We start from the raw sequence: 18,011 nt of genomic DNA on the forward strand, positions 1-18,011 counted from the left end.
GGGCGGCGCTTTCAGCACCACCCCGCGGGTCGGCGCTACCCTTGTCTTTACCCCAACGTCTGCAGCGCGCGGGCGAACATGTCCGCATCCACGTTCCCGCCAGAAATGGTGACGATCACATCCTCGCCTTCAATCTCATCGCCGCGGAACAGGGCTGCCGCCAGCGCCACAGCCCCACCCGGCTCAGCCACCAGTTTCAGCCGGTTGAACGCCTGCGCCATCGCCTGCAAAGCCTCGTCGTCGCTCACCACCAGGCCGGGACCGGCCAAGCGCTGCATAATCGGAAAGGTCAGATCACCCGGCTGTGGCGTCACGATGGCATCGCAGATTGATCCGAGGGGGCGGTCGTTACCCACGATCTTCCCCTGCACCAGCGACCGGGCCGCATCGTCGAACCCTTCCGGTTCTGCCGGGCGCACACGAAGAGAGGGGGCCTCGGCCTCCAAAGCCAGCGCGATGCCAGAGGTCAGGCCACCGCCGCCGCAGCAAACGATCACATCGGCAGACTTAATCCCGGCCTCGGCTGCCTGCTGGGCGATCTCGAGCCCCGTGGTGCCTTGGCCCGCGATGACCTGCGGATTGTCATAGGGTTTGATCAGCGTCAGACCGCGTTCTTCGGCCAATTTCGCGCCGATCTCTTCACGGCTCTCGCCCGCGCGGTCGTATAGCACCACCTCGGCCCCATAGGCGCGGGTGTTGGCGATTTTCAGGCGCGGGCTGTCTTTTGGCATGATGATCACGGCAGGCGCGCCGTGCATTTTCGACGCAAGTGCGACGCCTTGCGCGTGGTTGCCACTGGAATAGGCGATGACGCCCTTGGCGCGCGCCTCGGGGTCTAGCGCCGAGAGCGCTGACCACGCGCCGCGAAACTTGAAGCTGCCGGTGTGTTGCAGACACTCAGGTTTGACCCAGACGCGGCGGCCCGCGATCTCGTCCAGAAAATGCGAGTTCAGCAGGGGCGTGCGGCGCACATGGCCTTCCGCACGGGCGGCGGAGGCGCGGATCATGTCGATGTTCATTGCAGTTGTCCTATCCATTCGTGCAGCGCGGCCAGCGCTTCGGGTTCGTCGAGAAATGGCACATGGCCACGGCCCGGCACTTCGGCCACGATCATATCGGGTCGTTTCTCTTGCATTTGCAGAAGCGTCTTGTGGCTAAGTAAGGTGGAATTGACCCCGCGGATCGCGGCCAGCGGCATGCCTTGGAGCGCCTCGAAAAACGGCCAAAGGTCAGGTGTGGGCTGGCCAGCCGTGGCGACGGCATCGCGCAGGTGAGGGTCGTAGGTGATTTTCAGCCCGTCCTCGGTCGCCGTGTAGTGGCGCTGCACCTCTTCCATCCAACGGCTTTCCGGCACATCGTGGAATTCAGGGAAGGCGCGCGCCATGGCGGCGGCGGCCTCTTCATAGGTCTTAGCGGCGGGGTTGCGGCCCAGATAGCCCATGATGAACTCAATGCCCTTGGCGTCAAGCTCGGGACCCACGTCATTCAGCGCTACGCCCAGCAGGTGATCATGCGCCACCATAGCCAGCCCCATAGCGTTAAGCCCGCCGCGAGAAGTGCCGATGACGGCGACCTTGTCTAACCCCAGATGCGCCAGCAATTCCAGCACGTCGCGGCATTCCACCGGCAGCGTGTAGTTCTGCCAATTCTTGTCGAAATCCGAACGCCCTCGGCCACGGTAGTCCATGCGGATCAGGCGATGATCGGCCAAATGCGGGGCCAGATAGTCGAAATCCGCGCCGGTGCGGGTAAGGCCCGCAAGGCAGAGGATGGGCAGGCCGTCGCCTTCGTCCGTGTAATGCAGCGACAGCCCGTCGGAGGTGGTGAACCGCGCCATCAGAGACCTGCCAATGCGGGGATGCCACTGAGTTCATGCAACTGATGCGCCGGTTTCCATGGCAGCCGGTCCACCGGATCACCGCCCCGGTTGACCCACGCGGTTGTGAAACCATAGCCCGTGGCCGCCGCTGCATCCCAGCCGTTGGAGGAGACGAACAGCACCTCGTCCTTGGTGCAGCCGTAGTGCTGCCCCACAAGATCATAGACCGACGCATGCGGTTTGAAGACGCCCACGCTTTCGACCGACAGCGACACGTCCAAGAGATCACTGATTCCCGCCGATTGCACCGCGCCATCCAACATCGCGGGTGTGCCGTTCGATAAAATCGCGGTATTCATGCCGCCGTCTTTCAGGGCGCGCAGCATGGCGGGAACTTCGGGGAATGCCTGAAGCTCCCAGTAAAGCGCCAGCAGGCGCTCGCGCAGGGCAGGGTCACCCGCCACGCCCAATTTCTCCAGCGACCAATCCAACCCGTCTTGGGTCACCTGCCAGAAATCATCATGCGCCCCGGTCACGGCGCGCAACCATGAATACTGCAACTGCTTGAGGCGCCAGTGTTCTGCCAGCTGCGGCCAAGTGTCGGCGATGGCGGCAAAGGCAGGCTCCTTGGCCGCCTCACGGGCGGCGGCGGCCACGTCGAACAGGGTCCCATAGGCGTCGAAAACGCAGGTGGTGATAGGCATCTGACTGGCTCTCCCTTTCCATGTCGCGGCACAGTTGCACGCAGGCGCAGCGGCGAAAAGGGGCGAATTCCCCAATCGGCCAGGACTGGGGGTTTACTCTCAGGCGCACAATCTTCATGCTGTCGCGGAATTTGGAGCACCCGCGCAGATACGCGGCCTCCTTCCCTTTTCCCCTGACAAATTGGAGACGACAATGGCTGAGGTCAAATCCGGCGACACAGTACAGATTCACTATACCGGCACGCTGCAGGACGGCACCACTTTTGACAGTTCTGAGGGTCGTGACCCGCTGGAATTCGTTGTGGGTTCGGGTCAGATCATCCCCGGTCTCGACAGCGCGCTGCCCGGCATGACCGAAGGCGACAAGAAGGTCGTTCAGGTGCCCAGCGAAGAAGCCTACGGCCCGGTGAACCCTGAGATGCGCCAGTCGGTGCCGCGCGACGGTATCCCAGCGGACATCCCGCTTGATCCCGGTACGCAGTTGCAGATGCAGACGCCCGAAGGTCAGGCGCTGCCCGTAACCGTCGTGGAAGTGGACGAGACCACCGTGACGCTCGACGCCAACCACCCGCTGGCGGGCAAAGACCTGCAGTTCGATATCGAACTGGTCAAAATCGCCTGAGCGATCTGACATTGCCTGCCGGGGGGGATGCCTCCCCGGTGGGCCTAGAAGACGCGATGCGCGTCTTTTTCCCCTCGCACCGCGCCGCGCAGGCGCTTATGTAAGGGCCATGGATACCCCAGATACATTCGAGATTTTCCTTGTCTGCCCGCCCGGGCTTGAGGATTTGCTCTGCGCCGAGGCGCAGGAAAAAGGCTTTGCCAAAGCGCAGGCCCAGCCCGGTGGCGTGACCGTTCAGGGCAGTTGGCCCGAGGTCTGGCGCGCGAACCTAGAGCTGCGCGGCGCGGGTCGGGTGCTGGCGCGGATCGGAGGCTTTATGGCCTTCCATCTGGCGCAGTTGGACAAGCGCTGCCGCAAGTTTCCCTTTGGTGACGTGCTGCGTGCCGATGTGCCGGTGAAGGTGCAGGTGACGTGCAAGGCGTCGAAGATTTACCACGCCGGGGCCGCGCAGCAGCGGGTCGAGACCGCGCTGCGTGAAAGCCACGGGATTACGGTGGATGCGGAGGCGGCCTTGGTCCTGAAGGTGCGGATCGACGACAACGCGGTGATGTTCAGCATCGATACTTCGGGCGAGGCGTTGCACAAGCGCGGCCACAAGGAGGCGGTGGGCAAGGCGCCGATGCGCGAGAATATGGCGGCGCTGATGCTGCGGTCATGTGGGTACACGCCGGGCGAGCCGGTGGTGGACCCGATGTGCGGCTCGGGGACGTTTCTGATCGAAGCCGCAGAGATCGCGGCGGGGGTGAAGCCGGGTCGCAGCCGGAGCTTTGCGTTTGAGGACTTGGCGAGTTTTGATGCTGGAGTTTGGGAGGAGATGCGCAGCGGTGGGGCGGTGGCCGAGCCTGCGGCGCGGTTCTACGGCTCGGATCGGGACGCAGGCGCAATCCGCATGAGCACGGCCAATGCCGAGCGTGCGGGTGTGGGTGCGTGGTGCCATTTCGCCTGCCACGGGGCAGGGGAGGTGCAGCCGCCAGAGGGTCCGCCGGGGCTGGTGATCGTGAACCCGCCTTATGGGGGGCGGATTGGGAATAAGAAGCTGCTTTATCCGCTCTATGGGACTTTGGGTGAGACGCTGAAGACGCGATTCCGCGGGTGGCGCGTGGGGCTGGTGACGTCAGAGCCACCCTTGGCACGGGCGACAGGGCTGCCGTGGAAGCCGCAAGGGCCAGCGATTGCCCATGGCGGGATGAAGATTTGGCTCTGGCAGACGGATGCGCTGCGGTAGAGACCGAGGGTCAGCGCCTGCCCGTGGGGTGGCGATTGCAGCGTTCATCCGTCCCACTTTATGGTGCGGCTTTAGCGCACCCTCGAAAAGGCGCGCCCGGCCTCACCAAATCGCCTCCCCGTGGGGACGGGCAGGCGATGGCCCGGCGCCTACGGCTTGATTCCGGGCCGAGATAGTTAAACCCTTAAAGGTTCTCCGCCTGCGGCATCCCCAACACGTGGAAACCACCATCCACACGGACAATCTCACCCGTCGTGCAGGCCCCCGCATCCGATGCCAGATAAACCGCCGTGCCACCGACAGCCTCCAACGTCGCATTCGACCGCAACGGCGCGTTCTGATCCGTGTGCTTATAGGTCTTGCGCGCGCCACCGATGGCAGCCCCCGCCAGCGTCTTCATCGGCCCCGGCGAAATCGCGTTCACGCGGATACCCTCCGGCCCCAGATCATTCGCCAGATAGCGCGTTGCACTCTCCAGCGCCGCCTTGGCCACACCCATGACATTGTAGTTCGGCGTGACACGGTTCGACCCCATGTAGGTCAGCGTCAGCAACGTGCCGCCATTCTCAACCATCAGCGGATGGGCGCGCCGCGCCACGTCGATGAAGGAATAGGCCGAGATATCCATCGAGTTCTTGAAGTTCGCCCGGCTGGTGTTCAAGAACCGGCCCGTCAACTCGGATTTGTCCGAGAAAGCAATGGCATGCACGACGAAGTCAATCGTCGGCCAGCGCGCGCCCAACTCGTCAAACGCGCGGTCGAGCGAGGCGTCATCGGTCACATCGACATCGACCATGAAGTCGGACCCGACACTCTGCGCCAGCGGCTCAAGACGCTTGCCAAAGGCCTCGCCCTGATAGGTGAAGGCCAGTTCGGCCCCGGCCTCGGCCATCGCCCTGGCGATGCCCCAAGCGATGGACCGTTCGTTAGCGACACCCATGATGAGGCCGCGTTTTCCTGCAAGCATTCCCGACATAACGCGCCCTCAGCCCTTATACTTTGACAGGATCATCGACCCGTTGGTGCCACCAAATCCGAAGGAGTTGGTCATCACGGAATCGAGCCCTGCGTTGTCGACCCGCTCCAGCGCAATCTCGGAAGGATCAAGCGCCGGGTCGAGGTTTTGCACGTTGATCGACTTGGCGATGAAATCGTTGTCGAGCATCAGCAGCGAGAAAATCGCTTCCAGCGCGCCCGCAGCGCCCTGCGCGTGGCCTGTCATCGATTTGGTCGAGCTAACGGGCGGCGTGCTGCCCTGGCCGAAGACGCGACGAACCGCTTCGATCTCGCCCACATCGCCGACGGGGGTGGAGGTGCCGTGTGCGTTGATATAGCCGACCTTGCGGCCCTCGGGCAGCGTGTCGAGCGCCAGACGCATCGCACGCTCGCCGCCTTCGCCGGAAGGGGCCACCATGTCGTGCCCATCGCTGGTGGCGGCATAGCCCGTCACCTCGGCGTAGATTTTCGCGCCGCGCGCCAGTGCGTGGTCGAGGTCTTCGAGCACCAGCATGCCGCCGCCGCCAGAGATCACAAAACCGTCGCGGTCCGCGTCAAAGGCGCGGCTCGCTGTTTCGGGGGCGTCGTTGTACTTGGACGACATCGCGCCCATTGCGTCAAAGAGGCAGGACAGCGTCCAGTCCAACTCTTCGCCGCCACCGGCAAACATCACATCTTGCTTGCCCAGCATGATCTGTTCAGCCGCGTTGCCGATGCAATGCAGCGAAGTGGAGCAGGCCGAAGTAATGGAATAGTTGATGCCTTTGATCTTGAAAGCGGTCGAGAGGTTCGCGCTGACGGTTGAAGACATGCATTTCGGCACGGCAAACGGCCCGATGCGCTTGGTCGCGCCTGTGTCTTTCACGATGTTATGCGCGGCGAACATGGCGCTTGTCGACGGACCGCCCGAGCCTGCCACCAGACCGGTGCGCGGGTTGCTGATCTGATCTTCACTCAGCCCGGCATCCTTGATCGCCTGATCCATCGCCACATAGGCATAGCCTGCGCCCGGCCCCATGAAGCGTAGCGTGCGCTTGTCGATATGATCGGCCAGATTGATCTTAAGCGTCCCGGCCACGCGGCTGCGGAACCCGTGTTCGGCCATCTCCGGGCTTGCTTCGATCCCGGAGGTGCCGTCCTTCAGCGCGGCTAGCACTTCTTCGGCGTTATTTCCGATGGATGAGACGATCCCCAACCCTGTGACGACGACGCGGCGCATGGGCAGCACTCCTTTGTTTTATCAGCCCCGGTGTATGACAGCACGGCGGGACGGCGCAAGCGGTTTGCCGAAACCACATGCGCAGAAGTTGCCGGTCAAGGTTCTGTGATGGAACGCGCGATGGACGGGCGGTGTTTGCCCAACGAGACATAAAGGAGAACAGAATGCCCGAGATCAAGACGGTAAACCCCGCCACCGAAGAGGTCCTGAACACCTACAACGTCATGTCCGAAGCCGAGGCGATCCGCGCGGTCGAGGCCACGCATGAAGCATTTAAGGACTGGCGCAAGCTCTCCCATGATGAGCGCGCGCCCTATCTAAAAAAGATTGCTGAAAAGCTTCGCGATAATAAGGAGGAACTGGCCGAGTTGATGACCCGCGAGGTGGGTAAGCTCTATCAAGACAGCCTTGACGAAGTTGACCTCTGCGCCGCGATCTTCGACTGGACCGCCGATGCGGGCCCAGAAAAGCTTAAGGACGAGACCCGCGAGTTGATGGATGGCAAGAAAAACGGCGTGGTGACCTATCAGCCGATTGGCGTGATCTATTCGGTCCAGCCGTGGAACTTCCCCTTTTACCAGCCGGTCCGCGTTCTGGCGGCAAACCTGATGGCGGGCAACGGCAACGTCCTGAAACACGCCCAAATTTGTACCGGCAGCGCGCTGCGTCTCAAGGAGATTTGTGAAGAAGCAGGGCTGCCGAAAGACCTGTTTAACGTCGTCATCATCGACCATGACACAAGCGACAAGCTGATCGCCCATGATCTGGTGCGCGGCGTGACCATGACCGGCTCGGACAAAGCGGGCAGCCACATCGGATCTTTGGCGGCAAAACACCTCAAGAAATCGGTGCTGGAACTGGGCTCGAACGATGCCTTTATCGTGTTGGATGATGCAGACATCGACACGGCGGTGAAATTCTCTGCTGCTGGCCGGATTTACAACAATGGTCAGACCTGCATCTCGGCAAAGCGCTTTATCGTGACCGACAAGAACTACGATGCCTTCGTGAAAGCCTTTGTCGAGCAGATGAAATCGATCGAGATGGGCGACCCGATGGACAAGAGCACCGGCCTTGGCCCGCTGTCGAGCCAAGAGCAGTTCGAGACGGTGCGCGATCAGGTCAAGGAAAGCGTCGAGAAGGGTTGCGAACTGCTCTGCGGTGGCGACGTGCCTGACCGTACTGGTGCCTATTATCCATCGACCGTCCTGGGCAACGTGAAGCCCGGCTCGCCCGCCTATGACGATGAAATCTTTGGCCCCGTTGCCTCGGTGATCCGCGCCAAGGATGACGAAGATGCGATGCGCATTGCCAATGACAGCCGCTATGGTCTTGGCGGCGGTATCTTCTCGAAAGACGAAGACCGCGCGTTGGAGTTGGCCCGAGCAGAGTTTGACACCGGGATGATCCGGATCAACGGTTTTGGGTTGGCGGATCCGAATATGCCCTTCGGCGGGGTCAAGAACTCCGGTTATGGACGCGAACATGGCGGCTTTGGCATGAGCGAATTTGTCAACGCCAAGGCGATCTTTCTGCCCTCATAAGCAGCACTCGCAGATTTGAGGCGGGCGGCTTCCTGCCGCCCGCTGTGGTATTAACGATTATTCGAGAGGTTCCAAATGACGATTAAGGTACTTGTTGCCGGTGCGACCGGCAAAACCGGGCGTTTGCTTGTGAGTGAATTGCAAGATCGAGGGGCGGAGCCGATTGCGCTGGTGCGGAAGGGCTCTGACACTTCCGTTCTGCCCGAAGGCACGGCTGAGCGCCAAGGAGATTTGACCAACCTGCAGGCAGGCGTTTGCGATGGTGTTAATGTTGTTGTTTTTGCCGCAGGCTCGGGTGGCAACACCGGCCCAGAGATGACCGAGAAGGTCGACCGAGAAGGCGCGCAGCATCTTATTGATCTGGCCCGCGATGCCAATGTGGATCGGTTTGTGATGCTAAGTTCGGTCGGGGCCGACAACCCACCCGAGGATACAGAGATGACCCACTACCTTAAGGCAAAACAGGCGGCGGATGAGCATCTGATAGCCTCGGGACTGACCTATTCAATCCTGCGCCCCGTGGCGCTGACCGATGATCCCAAGACCAATGCGATCAATTTGGGCGAGGGGGTCGATCAAAAGGGCCAAGCCCGCCGCGCAGATGTGGCTGCCGTGCTGGCCGAGGCGGCAGTGACAGGTCGTCATAACGGTAGGGTTCAGAAAATGCAGTCCCTCTAAGGTCATGTCAAAGATGCAAAAGGGGGCCGCGCGGCCCCCTTTTCTTTATTCCAAGATGATGTCGGCTCAGCTTTCGCTCAGCGCGACTTTCATGTCTTTCACCTGATAGATCACTTCGCCATCGGCTTCGACGATGCCGTCAGCCACACCCATGGTCAGGCGGCGTGTTTGGATCGCTTTGGTGAAATCAATCTTATAGGTCAGCATCTTACGCTCAGGCCGGACCATGCCGGTCAGCTTCACTTCGCCCACGCCAAGCGCATAGCCGCGCCCCTGCCAGCCGCGCCAGCCGAGGTTGAAACCGGTCAATTGCCACAGACCGTCAAGACCCAGACAGCCGGGCATGATCGGATTGCCGGGGAAGTGGCATTCGAAAAACCACAGGTCCGGGGTGATGTCGAACTCGGCGGTGATATGGCCTTTGCCATGGGCGCCGCCATCGGCCGAGACATCGGTGATCCGGTCCATCATGAGCATCGGCGGGGCGGGAAGCTGCGCGTTACCGGGGCCGAAAAGCTCGCCGCGGGCGCATTTCAGCAGATCTTCCTTGTCGAAACTCGTGGGGTAGTCGGCCATACTGCGGCTCTCCTGCTGGTCTGTTATCACTTGGGTCCCGTTTAGCATCGCGCTCCAGCATGCTGCAAGGGCCGCGCGAAGGCGGCTGCGACGATTGGTGCGAGGTTTTCAATTGAAAACCGGGGATTTCATCCTTTATATGACCATGAAAGGCAGGAAATTGATGTCCGAACAGGAACAAGAGGTCGGGACGCGCTGGTTGGCGCAGGCTGGACTACGCCCCACACGCCAACGTGTCACGCTGGCAAGCCTGCTGGTGGGCGATGGTCAAGACCGTCACGTCACCGCCGAAAGCCTGTTTGAGGCGGCTAAAGGGCAGGGCGAAGCCGTGTCGCTGGCAACGGTCTACAACACGCTGCGGGCGTTCTGCGATGCTGGGCTGCTGCAGGAAGTGACCGTTGATGGCTCCAAAAGCTATTTTGACACCAACACCCACGACCACCCGCATTTCTTTTGGGAAGACGACAGCAAACTGACCGACGCGCCGTCAGAACAGTTGGTGATTGCACAGCTTCCCGATGCGCCGGAGGGGGCTGAAATTGCCTCGGTCGATGTGGTGATCCGCCTGCGCCGGAAGTCCTGAGCGGCGGGGCGGCAAGCCCCACCGATTGCTTTGCTAGCCGCGTTTGCGCAACACCAGAAATGTCATCATGCCCATTGGCGGCAGCGCGCGTTCGTCTTCGACTTGCAGCGCATCTTGTTGCAGCACGGTTTCCATCTCAAAATCCGAGTGCCAGCCCAGCGTATTGGCAAAGGGCGCGGACACTTTTTCAAGAAAACCCAAGACGCCGTTGGTGCGCATAAAATGGTTGGCGATGACCACCTGACCGCCGGGTTTGAGCACGCGGGCGATCTCTTCCATCACGCGCTCAGGTTCGGGCACGACCGACAGCACATGCATGGCGGCGACGGTGTCGAAACTGGCGTCGGGAAAATCAAGGTCACGGGCATCCATCTGGCGCAGGCCGGCTACATGCGTCAGCCCTTCGCGCGCAACGCGCTGGCGGGCCTTGGCGAGCATCTCATCGCTGAAGTCCATACCTGTGACCGAAAGATGTGGCGCGTAATGCGGCAGCGATAATCCGGTGCCAACGCCGACTTCGAGCACGGTGCCTTCGCCCTTGTTGATATGGGCGACCACATGGCGACGGCCACCGCTGGTGAGCGCGCCAAAGGTCTTGTCGTAGATCGGCGCCCAGCGGGCATAAGAAGTCTCGACCGCCTTGATATCCATCTTAATTCCTTTTGGTTTTATTTGGTTTTTTTGCCGCGCAGCAGGCCCCAGATCACCATGCCGATATAGGCCACGCATACTGCGACCAATGTGGTCCAAGCATAGGTCGCCAGTGCTGCGGCAAAAATTGCCACACCGACGAGCAGGTATTTCACATGGCGGCGCGAAATCTTGGTGGTTTTGAATGACCATGTGGGGATGCGACTGATCATCAGAAAGCCGATCAGCACCATATGCGCGGCAATCATCCAGTCCGGCAGAATGGGCTGGTTGTGGAAAGCAAAGGACAGCGTCATTGGCAAAAGCACCAGCAGGGCACCGGCGGGCGAAGGGATGCCGGTGAAGTAGGAGCCGGATTCGCCCACCGCATCCCCGTTCTTGGCCTTCTCTGCCTCGGCCTTGTCGTTCACATTGAACCGCGCCAGCCGCACCACACAGCAAACTGCATAGACCAGAACCGAGATCCAAGCCGCGCTGCGCATATCTTGCAGCGCCCAGAAATAGAGGATCAGCGGCGGTGCCACGCCGAAGTTCAGAAAGTCGGCGAGCGAGTCCAGTTCCGCACCCATCGGGCTGGAGGAGCGCAACAGCCGCGCAAGCCGCCCGTCCAAACCATCCAGCACACAGGCCAGTAGGATCAGCTGCACGGCCAACACATAGTTGCCCTGCACCCCGAAACGGATCGCAGACAGCCCCGCGCAGATTGCGGTGATGGTCAGCGCATTCGGAAGCAATTGGATCAGCGCAAGGTCTGCGCCGGACTTTTCAGAAGAGGGGCGCATGCAGCAATCCTAGACGGGGGTGGACTGGGCCACCGGCTGTTTCAACTCGGCCAGCACGGTTTCCCCGGCGACCATGGTTTGCCCGATGCGCACCATTGGGTCGACACCTTCGGGCAGGTAGACATCTAGCCGTGAGCCAAAGCGGATCAAGCCAAAGCGTTCGCCAGTTTCCAACCCGTCGCCGGATTTCACGAAACAGACGATCCGCCGCGCCACGAGGCCCGCGATCTGCACCACGGCCAGATCACGCCCGTCGTCCATACGGATACACAGACTGTTACGCTCATTGTCGGCGCTGGCCTTGTCGAGCGAAGCATTAAAGAATTTGCCCGGGCGGTAGGCCACGGCCTGCACCTTGCCCGCGACGGGGGCGCGGTTGATGTGGCAGTTGAACACGCTCATGAACACGCTGACGCGGGTCAGAGGCACATCGGGCATCCCCAGTTCGGCGGGTGGCACCGCAGGCTCGATCAGGGATACGATGCCATCGGCGGGGCTGACGATCAGGTCGGGCCGATCGGGGGTGACACGCTCTGGATCGCGGAAGAAGTAGTAGCACCAGACGGTCAGACCGACGCCGATCCAGCCCAGCACATCCGCGATGGCAAAAAGTACCAGTGTGATGGCAGCAAAGATCGCTACGAATTTGACGCCCTCGCGGTGCATCGGTTTGATGAATGTGTCGAGCATGTTGACGGACATCGGACCCTCCCGTGGTGGCTGTCTTCCGTCATAGGTGCATAGCGCGCGAGTGCAAGTCGGTTTTGGGAAAGCGGCGGGTTTGGGCAGGGCGGGCACAGCCTTGGCATCGCAGTCGTTGAAGGGCGATAAGCAACATCGCATTTATGCAAAGGGTTTGCCTCAGACTATGAACCTGCAGATGCCTACAGGCGGCACGGTGGTTGCCGGGCTCTGTTCAAAACCATTGGCCCGGCTCCATCAGACCCAAATCCATCAACTGTCGTGAATGCCACTCAAACGGCTCTGAGTTATGCCATTGAAAAGTGGGTATATCATAGCGGCTGCCCGGATTGCTTTTCAGCGCTTTGGCAGTGCGGAACGAGCAAATGGCCGTGGTTATATTGTGGTGCCACTTACAGGCGTAGGTATTGTATTCTTCATCATTGAACGTGTGATCGCTGCGCAGCATTAACCCCGGCTTGGCGCGAAACAGGGGGATGCGGTCAATCTTGCGGCTTTGCGGGGGGACGTGTTCTTCGAACCGCCAGCGTAGGCCGCCAAAGAAATCCAACTGCCGTTCCTTTGGGTGCCCTTGCTGCTCCGCGTCCTTGCGCGCCAATGCGTAATAGCCTGAGCGGTCCAGGTGCGCTTGATCAAGTGAGACCGCATCGGGGTGCCGCTTGAGATCCAGCGCGTAGAGGTCAACCACATAGCCCAGCAACGCATCGCGCCGCTCTTCAGTGTGAAAAGCCAACAATTCCTTGATATTGCGCGTCTCGCTGAAGGGGTGGAAAAGGTATTCAGCGTTGTAACAGTAATAAAGCCATTGCCCCGGCAGCGCCGCGATCATCTGGTTCACCGCCTGCTCTAACGCGCCGTCGCGGGTGGTGTCGTAATCGACCCTAAGCACGCTTTGCTGCAAATCGCGCGGCAGGTCGAACGGCGGGGGCATGAGCGCCAGCACCGTGTCAAAACCGGCCTGCTGGTGATGGCGCAGGGTGGTGTCGATCTCGACATCGTCCTCGACCAGCACCATCGCGACGGGGCCCGCGTTCAGCGCCGTGCGTGCCTCTTTGATAAGGTGATCAAGATCGCGATACCGCATAGGCCCCCGCTGGAAATTCCGTGGGGCAAAGTCGGTCAAATCCGGGCGCATTGCAAGACGCGGCTGCCGCTGTTAGACGACGCCATCTGCCTATATACTGCCAAAGCCAGTTGGATCCCCGCCATGACACAACCGAAAAAGCTGTTCATCAAGACCTATGGTTGCCAGATGAACGTCTATGACAGCGAACGCATGGCCGAAAGCCTGGGCGGTCAGGGCTATGTCACGACCGACAAGGCCGATGACGCTGATATGATCCTGCTCAATACCTGCCACATTCGCGAAAAGGCGGCAGAGAAGGTGTATTCCGAGTTGGGCCGCCTGAAGCCGCTGAAAGACGCGCGCCCTGATCTGAAGATCGGTGTGGCGGGCTGCGTAGCACAGGCCGAGGGGGCCGAGATCATGCGCCGCCAGCCTGCAGTCGATCTGGTGGTGGGCCCGCAAAGCTATCACCGTCTGCCAGAGATGGAGGCGAAGGTGCGCAGCGGGCAAAGCGCGCTCGACACCGATTTCCCGGCCGAAGACAAATTCGATCACCTCAAGAGCCGCCCCAAGGCGAAACGCGCGCCGGCAGCATTCCTGACGGTGCAAGAGGGCTGCGACAAGTTCTGCGCTTTCTGCGTGGTGCCCTATACGCGGGGTGCCGAAGTCTCGCGGCCCGCTGAAAAAGTGCTGGAAGAAGCGCGGGATCTGGTTGAGCGAGGGGTGCGAGAAGTCACCTTGCTGGGGCAGAATGTAAACGCCTACCACGGCGGCATGACACTGGCCGATCTGATCCGCGCCTTGGCCAAGGTCGATGGGCTAGAGCGCATCCGCTACACCACCAGCCACCCCAACGACATGGGCGACGATCTGATTGCGGCGCATGGTGAGGTGCCAGAATTGATGCCTTACCTTCATCTGCCGGTGCAATCAGGCAGCGACCACATCCTGAAACGGATGAACCGCAGCCACACTGCCGAAAGCTATCTGAAACTGCTGGAACGCATCCGCGAAGCGCGGCCTGATATCCTTCTGTCAGGCGATTTCATTGTCGGCTTTCCCGAAGAAAGCGACGCCGATTTCGAGGCCACGATGGAGTTGGTCCGCCAAGTGCGCTACGGCTATGCCTATTCGTTCAAATATTCCACCCGCCCCGGCACCCCTGCGGCAGAGCGCCCACTGGTCGATCCGGCAGTAGCGGACGACCGCCTGCAACGCTTGCAGGGGCTGATTACCCAGCACCAGCGTGAGATCCAGCAGTCGATGGTTGGGCGCGAAGTCTCGGTTCTGGTTGAGAAGCAGGGCCGTTTGCCCGGTCAGATGCTCGGCAAGTCAGAGTATCTTCATGCGGTGCATATTGAGAACTGCACGGCGGCGATTGGTGACATCCAGCGCGTGCGGGTGACCGAGGCCAAGACGAACTCTCTGGCCGCTGTTCAGGTCTAAAGATTAGGGCCGCCTTGGGTGCGCGTTGCCGCGCACCCTGAGTGCTTCAGTAGTTGTGCTTGCGGTGAGAAGACGCATCCGCAAAGATCCGCTCCATCTCCGCTTTCATGCCAGCAGGGTTGCCCACCAGTTTGTCGTCGCGGCAGATGCGCTCGGCCACGGCATGGGCGGTCGAGAAATCGTAGCCCACGGCCACGAGGCTATCCACGAAGACAGAATTGGGGCGGTCCCAGATCACGCCCTTCCACGGGCCGCGAAAGCAGCTGACATGGATCACGTTCCCTGTTGGATGCGCCTTGCCCTGATGGTGGTAGGCGTATGTCACACCACCAGCAAAAGCAGGCATGGCAAGCAGGCCGGTGACGGCGGTGGCGAGTATTGTTTTCATCATGAGTTGGTCCCCCAAGTGATTATTGCAGCGTCAGTCCAGATCAGCAAAGCCGCGCGAAAGTCCCACCCTCGCGATCCGATGCTTAGAGGCTTAGACCCAACCGTGCGCATTTCAAGAAAATTCGATGGAACTGTCAGGGGGCTGCGAACAATCTTGAAGGGCCGCGGTTGATTGTCGCTAGGGCAGTGATCAATGGGGTGTTTTCTAAGTCGGCGGTTCAGGCGCGAGGCCCGGAGCGACCTGTCTTTCCCCAGTCACCCGCCGCAGCAGATTCGTTGTGACCTAAAGTGTCCAAGCCACAAAATGTTGATTTCACAGCTTCACAGCAGGCAAGTTTTTGCCTAACCTGACATCATATTATGTAGATGCCGCTTCGGGGCGGGGCCGCATTTGCCAAAATTTAGAATGAGGACTAACGCTGTGGGACCCACTTTTTCCAATGCGCTGCGCGCCATCGCCAGCCTGACGATGGCAGCCGCGCTGACCGTTGCCAGTACGTCGGCCGATGCGCAGACGCGCTCACAACAGGGCCGTGACAAGGGCGTCTACACGCCGACCATCTGGGTTGATCCCGACGGCTGCGAACATTGGGTGATGGATGACGGGGCCGAGGGGTATATGACCCCGCACACCACCCGTCAGGGCATCCCCGTGTGCCGCCGTGGCGATGTTTGCGGTGTGATGGAGGCGGACCAGTTCTTTGCCACCGACAAATACAACATCTCCGCTCAGGGCCGCGCGCGTTTGGCGAATTTCTTCCAGTCGACCGGGGCGGTTTCCTATATCATCACCGGCCATACCGACAGCCGCGCGTCGGACGCTTATAACATGCGCCTGTCCTACAACCGCGCAAATTCGGTCGCGCATGTCGCCAACCAAGTTGGCGCACGGATCGCCGATGTACGGGGCTACGGCGAACGGATGCCTGCCGTGCCGAACAATTCCGCTGCGAACATGGCCAAAAACCGCCGTGTCGAAATTATCTGCATTCGCTGAAGGGACCAAAAAAGTGATTAAGACGAAACTTCTCATGGTCACCGCCTGTGCCGTCGGCCTGTCGGCCTGTACCGACTACGAAGGCGGTCTGGGCCGGGGTTATCCTTCGGACAAGACTTTTGACCGGGGCATCGACAAAAAGCACCTCAGCCAGCTTCAGGCGGGCATCTGGGTTGATCCAAATGGCTGTGATCATTGGATCATCGACGATGGGGTTGAGGGCTATCTTTCGGCGCGGCTTGATAAATTCGGCAAGCCGGTCTGTTCGGGCGTCGCCCCTCCCACGCATACCGCCGGAGATTTCAAAGGCGGCTCTAGCATCAAAGACCCGAATTGACCTCTGTGGTCCATATCAAACACACCGGGCCGGAGCGCGTTGCGCTTCGGCCCTTTTTGTCGGAACGGGTTGGTAAATCCTGCCCGCCTGCCTATCTCTCCTTTTAATGCTTAACAAAGGATACGCGCATTGCCTTCAACTGATCTGATGACACCGGAAACCGCAGCCGAACGGGTGGTGGAGTTTCCCGATAACCGCCTGCTGATCGACCTCTGCGGCGCTTATGATGCGCATCTGGCTGCTATCGAGAAATCGCTCGAGGTGCAGATCATCCGGCGCGGCAATCACCTGCAGATTTTGGGTGAGGGCGAGGCCGTTGAAAAAGCCGAAAGCCTGCTGAATGCGCTTTATGTGCGGCTTGAAAGCGGCCGCTCGGTTGAGGCTGCTGATGTGGACGGCATGTTGCGCATGGGCAATTCCAGCGCTGGCACAGGCGTGCGTCAGGGCGACCAGCTGGAAATGCCAATGGGCGACGCGATTGAGATCCAGACACGTAAGAAACGGGTCGAGCCGCGCACTGACGCGCAGAAGGCTTACGTGCAGTCGCTGTTCGACAATGAACTGGCCTTTGGCATCGGCCCTGCGGGTACCGGCAAGACCTATCTGGCCGTGGCTGTGGGCGTATCGATGTTCATCGGTGGCCATGTGGACCGGATTATTCTCAGCCGTCCTGCGGTCGAAGCGGGAGAGAAGCTGGGCTATCTGCCGGGTGACATGAAGGACAAGGTCGATCCTTACATGCAGCCGCTCTATGACGCGCTGAATGACTTCCTGCCGGGCAAGCAACTGGCGAAACTGTTGGAAGAAAAGCGCATCGAGATCGCACCGCTGGCCTTTATGCGGGGGCGGACGCTGTCGAATGCTTTTGTCGTGTTGGATGAGGCGCAGAACGCCACGTCGATGCAAATGAAGATGTTCCTGACGCGTCTTGGGCAAAATTCCCGCATGGTAATTACTGGCGACCGCACCCAGATCGACCTTCCGCGCGGGGTGCAATCGGGGTTACAGGATGCCGAGCGTTTGCTAAAAACGATCCCGAGTATTAGCTTCAATTACTTCACTTCTAAAGACGTTGTGCGCCACCCGCTGGTTGCGGCGATTATCGAGGCTTATGAGGCGGATAGCGGTGCCGCTTGACGTGATGCTTGAAGATTTCGATATCGTGATTGAGGACGGCCGCTGGGAGGCGGTCGACCTTGAGCCGCTGGCGCATGCCGCCGCGCAAGCCACGCTTGGGCATCTGGGGCTGGACGCGGAAACCGCTGAGATGACCCTACTGGCCTGCGATGATGCGCGCATTGCAGTGCTGAACGAAGATTTTCGTGGCAAGGCGCGTGCCACAAATGTGCTCAGCTGGCCTGCGGAGGAACGCGGTGCCGCCGCGCCGGGCGGCGATCCGCTGCCCGTCGCCCCCGGCATTGACGGAATGCTTGAACTGGGCGACATCGCCATGGCTTATGAGACATGTGCCGCCGAAGCCAATGCGGCGGCCAAGCCTTTGAATGCGCATGTGACCCATCTCATCGTACATGGGCTGTTGCATCTTCTGGGCTATGACCACGAAAATGACCCCGACGCCATGTTGATGGAGGGGTTAGAGCGCGAAATACTTGGCAAAATGGGTTATGATGACCCATATAAGGAAAATGGCCCTTAGGGGGCTTGTAACACAGA

At 60.5% G+C, this 18,011-nt stretch carries 21 protein-coding genes; 10 read left to right on the forward strand and 11 right to left on the reverse strand.

All coding sequences use genetic code 11. The features are described from left to right. Positions 1–47 precede the first annotated feature (47 nt). The 3 genes from WNY61_RS08510 to WNY61_RS08520 are packed head-to-tail and all read right to left on the reverse strand — an operon-like array spanning position 48 to position 2,523. Positions 48–1,019 (reverse strand): threonine/serine dehydratase, encoded by a 972-nt coding sequence (locus WNY61_RS08510; RefSeq protein ID WP_342851036.1) that lies wholly within the window; start codon positions 1,017–1,019, stop codon positions 48–50. Further along, positions 1,016–1,837 (reverse strand): alpha/beta hydrolase, encoded by an 822-nt coding sequence (locus tag WNY61_RS08515; protein ID WP_342851037.1) that lies wholly within the window; start codon positions 1,835–1,837, stop codon positions 1,016–1,018. The genes WNY61_RS08510 and WNY61_RS08515 overlap by 4 nt, the downstream gene beginning before the upstream one ends. Further along, a complete protein-coding gene (locus WNY61_RS08520) occupies positions 1,837–2,523 on the reverse strand; it encodes a haloacid dehalogenase type II (RefSeq protein WP_342851038.1) in 687 nt (228 codons plus the stop codon). Before WNY61_RS08520 ends, WNY61_RS08515 begins: the two co-directional genes overlap by 1 nt. A 193-nt stretch (positions 2,524–2,716) precedes the next feature. Between WNY61_RS08520 and WNY61_RS08525 the strand changes: the two genes are divergently transcribed. Both WNY61_RS08525 and WNY61_RS08530 read left to right on the forward strand, forming a co-directional pair. Continuing rightward, positions 2,717–3,145, forward strand: coding sequence for a peptidylprolyl isomerase (locus tag WNY61_RS08525; RefSeq protein ID WP_259982050.1), 429 nt, complete (start codon positions 2,717–2,719; stop codon positions 3,143–3,145). Between the two features lie 109 nt (positions 3,146–3,254). Continuing rightward, positions 3,255–4,370: a class I SAM-dependent RNA methyltransferase gene (locus WNY61_RS08530; RefSeq protein WP_342851039.1), complete on the forward strand. Its 1,116-nt coding sequence runs from the start codon at positions 3,255–3,257 to the stop codon at positions 4,368–4,370. A gap of 184 nt (positions 4,371–4,554) precedes the next feature. On the opposite strand, the gene WNY61_RS08535 is transcribed toward WNY61_RS08530, so the two are convergent. Both WNY61_RS08535 and fabB read right to left on the reverse strand, forming a co-directional pair. Continuing rightward, positions 4,555–5,346 carry an enoyl-ACP reductase gene (locus WNY61_RS08535; RefSeq protein WP_342851040.1) on the reverse strand — a complete coding sequence of 264 codons (792 nt, stop codon included), beginning with the start codon at positions 5,344–5,346 and terminating at the stop codon, positions 4,555–4,557. A 9-nt stretch (positions 5,347–5,355) separates the two neighbouring features. Next, entirely contained in the window at positions 5,356–6,585 is a 1,230-nt protein-coding gene (gene fabB, locus WNY61_RS08540; RefSeq protein WP_342851041.1) for a beta-ketoacyl-ACP synthase I, read from the reverse strand. Positions 6,586–6,749: 164 nt separating this feature from the next. Between fabB and WNY61_RS08545 the strand changes: the two genes are divergently transcribed. Together WNY61_RS08545 and WNY61_RS08550 are read left to right on the forward strand one after the other, a co-directional pair. Beyond that, positions 6,750–8,129, forward strand: coding sequence for an NAD-dependent succinate-semialdehyde dehydrogenase (locus tag WNY61_RS08545; RefSeq protein ID WP_342851042.1), 1,380 nt, complete (start codon positions 6,750–6,752; stop codon positions 8,127–8,129). 75 nt (positions 8,130–8,204) lie between these two features. After that, entirely contained in the window at positions 8,205–8,807 is a 603-nt protein-coding gene (locus WNY61_RS08550; RefSeq protein WP_342851043.1) for an SDR family oxidoreductase, read from the forward strand. A gap of 66 nt (positions 8,808–8,873) precedes the next feature. On the opposite strand, the gene fabA is transcribed toward WNY61_RS08550, so the two are convergent. Then, the gene (gene fabA / locus WNY61_RS08555; protein WP_007120814.1) at positions 8,874–9,383 is read right to left on the reverse strand and encodes a bifunctional 3-hydroxydecanoyl-ACP dehydratase/trans-2-decenoyl-ACP isomerase; all 510 of its coding nucleotides are present in this window, start codon (positions 9,381–9,383) and stop codon (positions 8,874–8,876) included. 163 nt (positions 9,384–9,546) lie between these two features. On the opposite strand from fabA, the gene irrA reads away from it, so the two are divergent. After that, positions 9,547–9,966 carry an iron response transcriptional regulator IrrA gene (gene irrA, locus WNY61_RS08560; RefSeq protein ID WP_040701812.1) on the forward strand — a complete coding sequence of 140 codons (420 nt, stop codon included), beginning with the start codon at positions 9,547–9,549 and terminating at the stop codon, positions 9,964–9,966. Positions 9,967–9,999: 33 nt separating this feature from the next. On the opposite strand, the gene WNY61_RS08565 is transcribed toward irrA, so the two are convergent. The 4 genes from WNY61_RS08565 to WNY61_RS08580 form a co-directional block, all read right to left on the reverse strand. Then, complete coding sequence (locus tag WNY61_RS08565; RefSeq protein WP_342851044.1) at positions 10,000–10,617, reverse strand: class I SAM-dependent methyltransferase; 618 nt, start codon at positions 10,615–10,617, stop codon at positions 10,000–10,002. Between the two features lie 17 nt (positions 10,618–10,634). Continuing rightward, entirely contained in the window at positions 10,635–11,399 is a 765-nt protein-coding gene (pssA, locus tag WNY61_RS08570) for a CDP-diacylglycerol--serine O-phosphatidyltransferase (RefSeq protein ID WP_342851045.1), read from the reverse strand. A 9-nt stretch (positions 11,400–11,408) separates the two neighbouring features. After that, on the reverse strand, positions 11,409–12,101 hold the full coding sequence (locus WNY61_RS08575; RefSeq protein ID WP_342851046.1) for a phosphatidylserine decarboxylase: 693 nt from the start codon (positions 12,099–12,101) through the stop codon (positions 11,409–11,411). 214 nt (positions 12,102–12,315) lie between these two features. Then, the gene (locus WNY61_RS08580) at positions 12,316–13,185 is read right to left on the reverse strand and encodes a hypothetical protein (protein ID WP_342851047.1); all 870 of its coding nucleotides are present in this window, start codon (positions 13,183–13,185) and stop codon (positions 12,316–12,318) included. A gap of 123 nt (positions 13,186–13,308) precedes the next feature. Between WNY61_RS08580 and miaB the strand changes: the two genes are divergently transcribed. Next, positions 13,309–14,613: a tRNA (N6-isopentenyl adenosine(37)-C2)-methylthiotransferase MiaB gene (gene miaB / locus WNY61_RS08585; RefSeq protein WP_007120808.1), complete on the forward strand. Its 1,305-nt coding sequence runs from the start codon at positions 13,309–13,311 to the stop codon at positions 14,611–14,613. A 46-nt stretch (positions 14,614–14,659) separates the two neighbouring features. Here miaB and WNY61_RS08590 read toward each other — a convergent pair whose 3' ends face one another. Further along, positions 14,660–15,004, reverse strand: coding sequence for a hypothetical protein (locus WNY61_RS08590; protein WP_243254250.1), 345 nt, complete (start codon positions 15,002–15,004; stop codon positions 14,660–14,662). A 468-nt stretch (positions 15,005–15,472) separates the two neighbouring features. On the opposite strand from WNY61_RS08590, the gene WNY61_RS08595 reads away from it, so the two are divergent. The 4 genes from WNY61_RS08595 to ybeY all read left to right on the forward strand — a co-directional run bounded on the left by WNY61_RS08595 (position 15,473) and on the right by ybeY (position 17,994). Continuing rightward, the gene (locus WNY61_RS08595; RefSeq protein ID WP_050770441.1) at positions 15,473–16,000 is read left to right on the forward strand and encodes an OmpA family protein; all 528 of its coding nucleotides are present in this window, start codon (positions 15,473–15,475) and stop codon (positions 15,998–16,000) included. A gap of 13 nt (positions 16,001–16,013) precedes the next feature. After that, positions 16,014–16,337 (forward strand): hypothetical protein, encoded by a 324-nt coding sequence (locus WNY61_RS08600; RefSeq protein WP_342851048.1) that lies wholly within the window; start codon positions 16,014–16,016, stop codon positions 16,335–16,337. Between the two features lie 147 nt (positions 16,338–16,484). Next, positions 16,485–17,474: a PhoH family protein gene (locus WNY61_RS08605; RefSeq protein WP_342851111.1), complete on the forward strand. Its 990-nt coding sequence runs from the start codon at positions 16,485–16,487 to the stop codon at positions 17,472–17,474. Next, a complete protein-coding gene (gene ybeY / locus WNY61_RS08610) occupies positions 17,449–17,994 on the forward strand; it encodes an rRNA maturation RNase YbeY (RefSeq protein ID WP_342851049.1) in 546 nt (181 codons plus the stop codon). Before WNY61_RS08605 ends, ybeY begins: the two co-directional genes overlap by 26 nt. Positions 17,995–18,011 lie beyond the last annotated feature (17 nt).

Origin of the sequence: Sulfitobacter sp. AS92 (genome assembly GCF_038900015.1) — a bacterium.
GTDB lineage: Bacteria > Pseudomonadota > Alphaproteobacteria > Rhodobacterales > Rhodobacteraceae > Sulfitobacter.

Bases quoted from the DNA above. Each gene is read 5' to 3' on its own strand.
- WNY61_RS08515 (WP_342851037.1), bottom strand. From the start codon at position 1,837: ATGGCGCGGTTCACCACCTCCGACGGGCTGTCGCTGCATTACACGGAC.
- WNY61_RS08580 (WP_342851047.1), bottom strand. From the start codon at position 13,185: ATGCGGTATCGCGATCTTGATCACCTTATCAAAGAGGCACGCACGGCG.
- WNY61_RS08550 (WP_342851043.1), top strand. From the start codon at position 8,205: ATGACGATTAAGGTACTTGTTGCCGGTGCGACCGGCAAAACCGGGCGT.
- WNY61_RS08605 (WP_342851111.1), top strand. From the start codon at position 16,485: ATGACACCGGAAACCGCAGCCGAACGGGTGGTGGAGTTTCCCGATAAC.
- irrA (WP_040701812.1), top strand. From the start codon at position 9,547: ATGTCCGAACAGGAACAAGAGGTCGGGACGCGCTGGTTGGCGCAGGCT.
- WNY61_RS08595 (WP_050770441.1), top strand. From the start codon at position 15,473: ATGGCAGCCGCGCTGACCGTTGCCAGTACGTCGGCCGATGCGCAGACG.
- WNY61_RS08575 (WP_342851046.1), bottom strand. From the start codon at position 12,101: ATGTCCGTCAACATGCTCGACACATTCATCAAACCGATGCACCGCGAG.
- fabB (WP_342851041.1), bottom strand. From the start codon at position 6,585: ATGCGCCGCGTCGTCGTCACAGGGTTGGGGATCGTCTCATCCATCGGA.
- fabA (WP_007120814.1), bottom strand. From the start codon at position 9,383: ATGGCCGACTACCCCACGAGTTTCGACAAGGAAGATCTGCTGAAATGC.
- miaB (WP_007120808.1), top strand. From the start codon at position 13,309: ATGACACAACCGAAAAAGCTGTTCATCAAGACCTATGGTTGCCAGATG.
- WNY61_RS08565 (WP_342851044.1), bottom strand. From the start codon at position 10,617: ATGGATATCAAGGCGGTCGAGACTTCTTATGCCCGCTGGGCGCCGATC.
- WNY61_RS08510 (WP_342851036.1), bottom strand. From the start codon at position 1,019: ATGAACATCGACATGATCCGCGCCTCCGCCGCCCGTGCGGAAGGCCAT.
- ybeY (WP_342851049.1), top strand. From the start codon at position 17,449: ATGAGGCGGATAGCGGTGCCGCTTGACGTGATGCTTGAAGATTTCGAT.
- WNY61_RS08590 (WP_243254250.1), bottom strand. From the start codon at position 15,004: ATGATGAAAACAATACTCGCCACCGCCGTCACCGGCCTGCTTGCCATG.
- WNY61_RS08545 (WP_342851042.1), top strand. From the start codon at position 6,750: ATGCCCGAGATCAAGACGGTAAACCCCGCCACCGAAGAGGTCCTGAAC.
- WNY61_RS08530 (WP_342851039.1), top strand. From the start codon at position 3,255: ATGGATACCCCAGATACATTCGAGATTTTCCTTGTCTGCCCGCCCGGG.
- pssA (WP_342851045.1), bottom strand. From the start codon at position 11,399: ATGCGCCCCTCTTCTGAAAAGTCCGGCGCAGACCTTGCGCTGATCCAA.
- WNY61_RS08520 (WP_342851038.1), bottom strand. From the start codon at position 2,523: ATGCCTATCACCACCTGCGTTTTCGACGCCTATGGGACCCTGTTCGAC.
- WNY61_RS08535 (WP_342851040.1), bottom strand. From the start codon at position 5,346: ATGTCGGGAATGCTTGCAGGAAAACGCGGCCTCATCATGGGTGTCGCT.
- WNY61_RS08525 (WP_259982050.1), top strand. From the start codon at position 2,717: ATGGCTGAGGTCAAATCCGGCGACACAGTACAGATTCACTATACCGGC.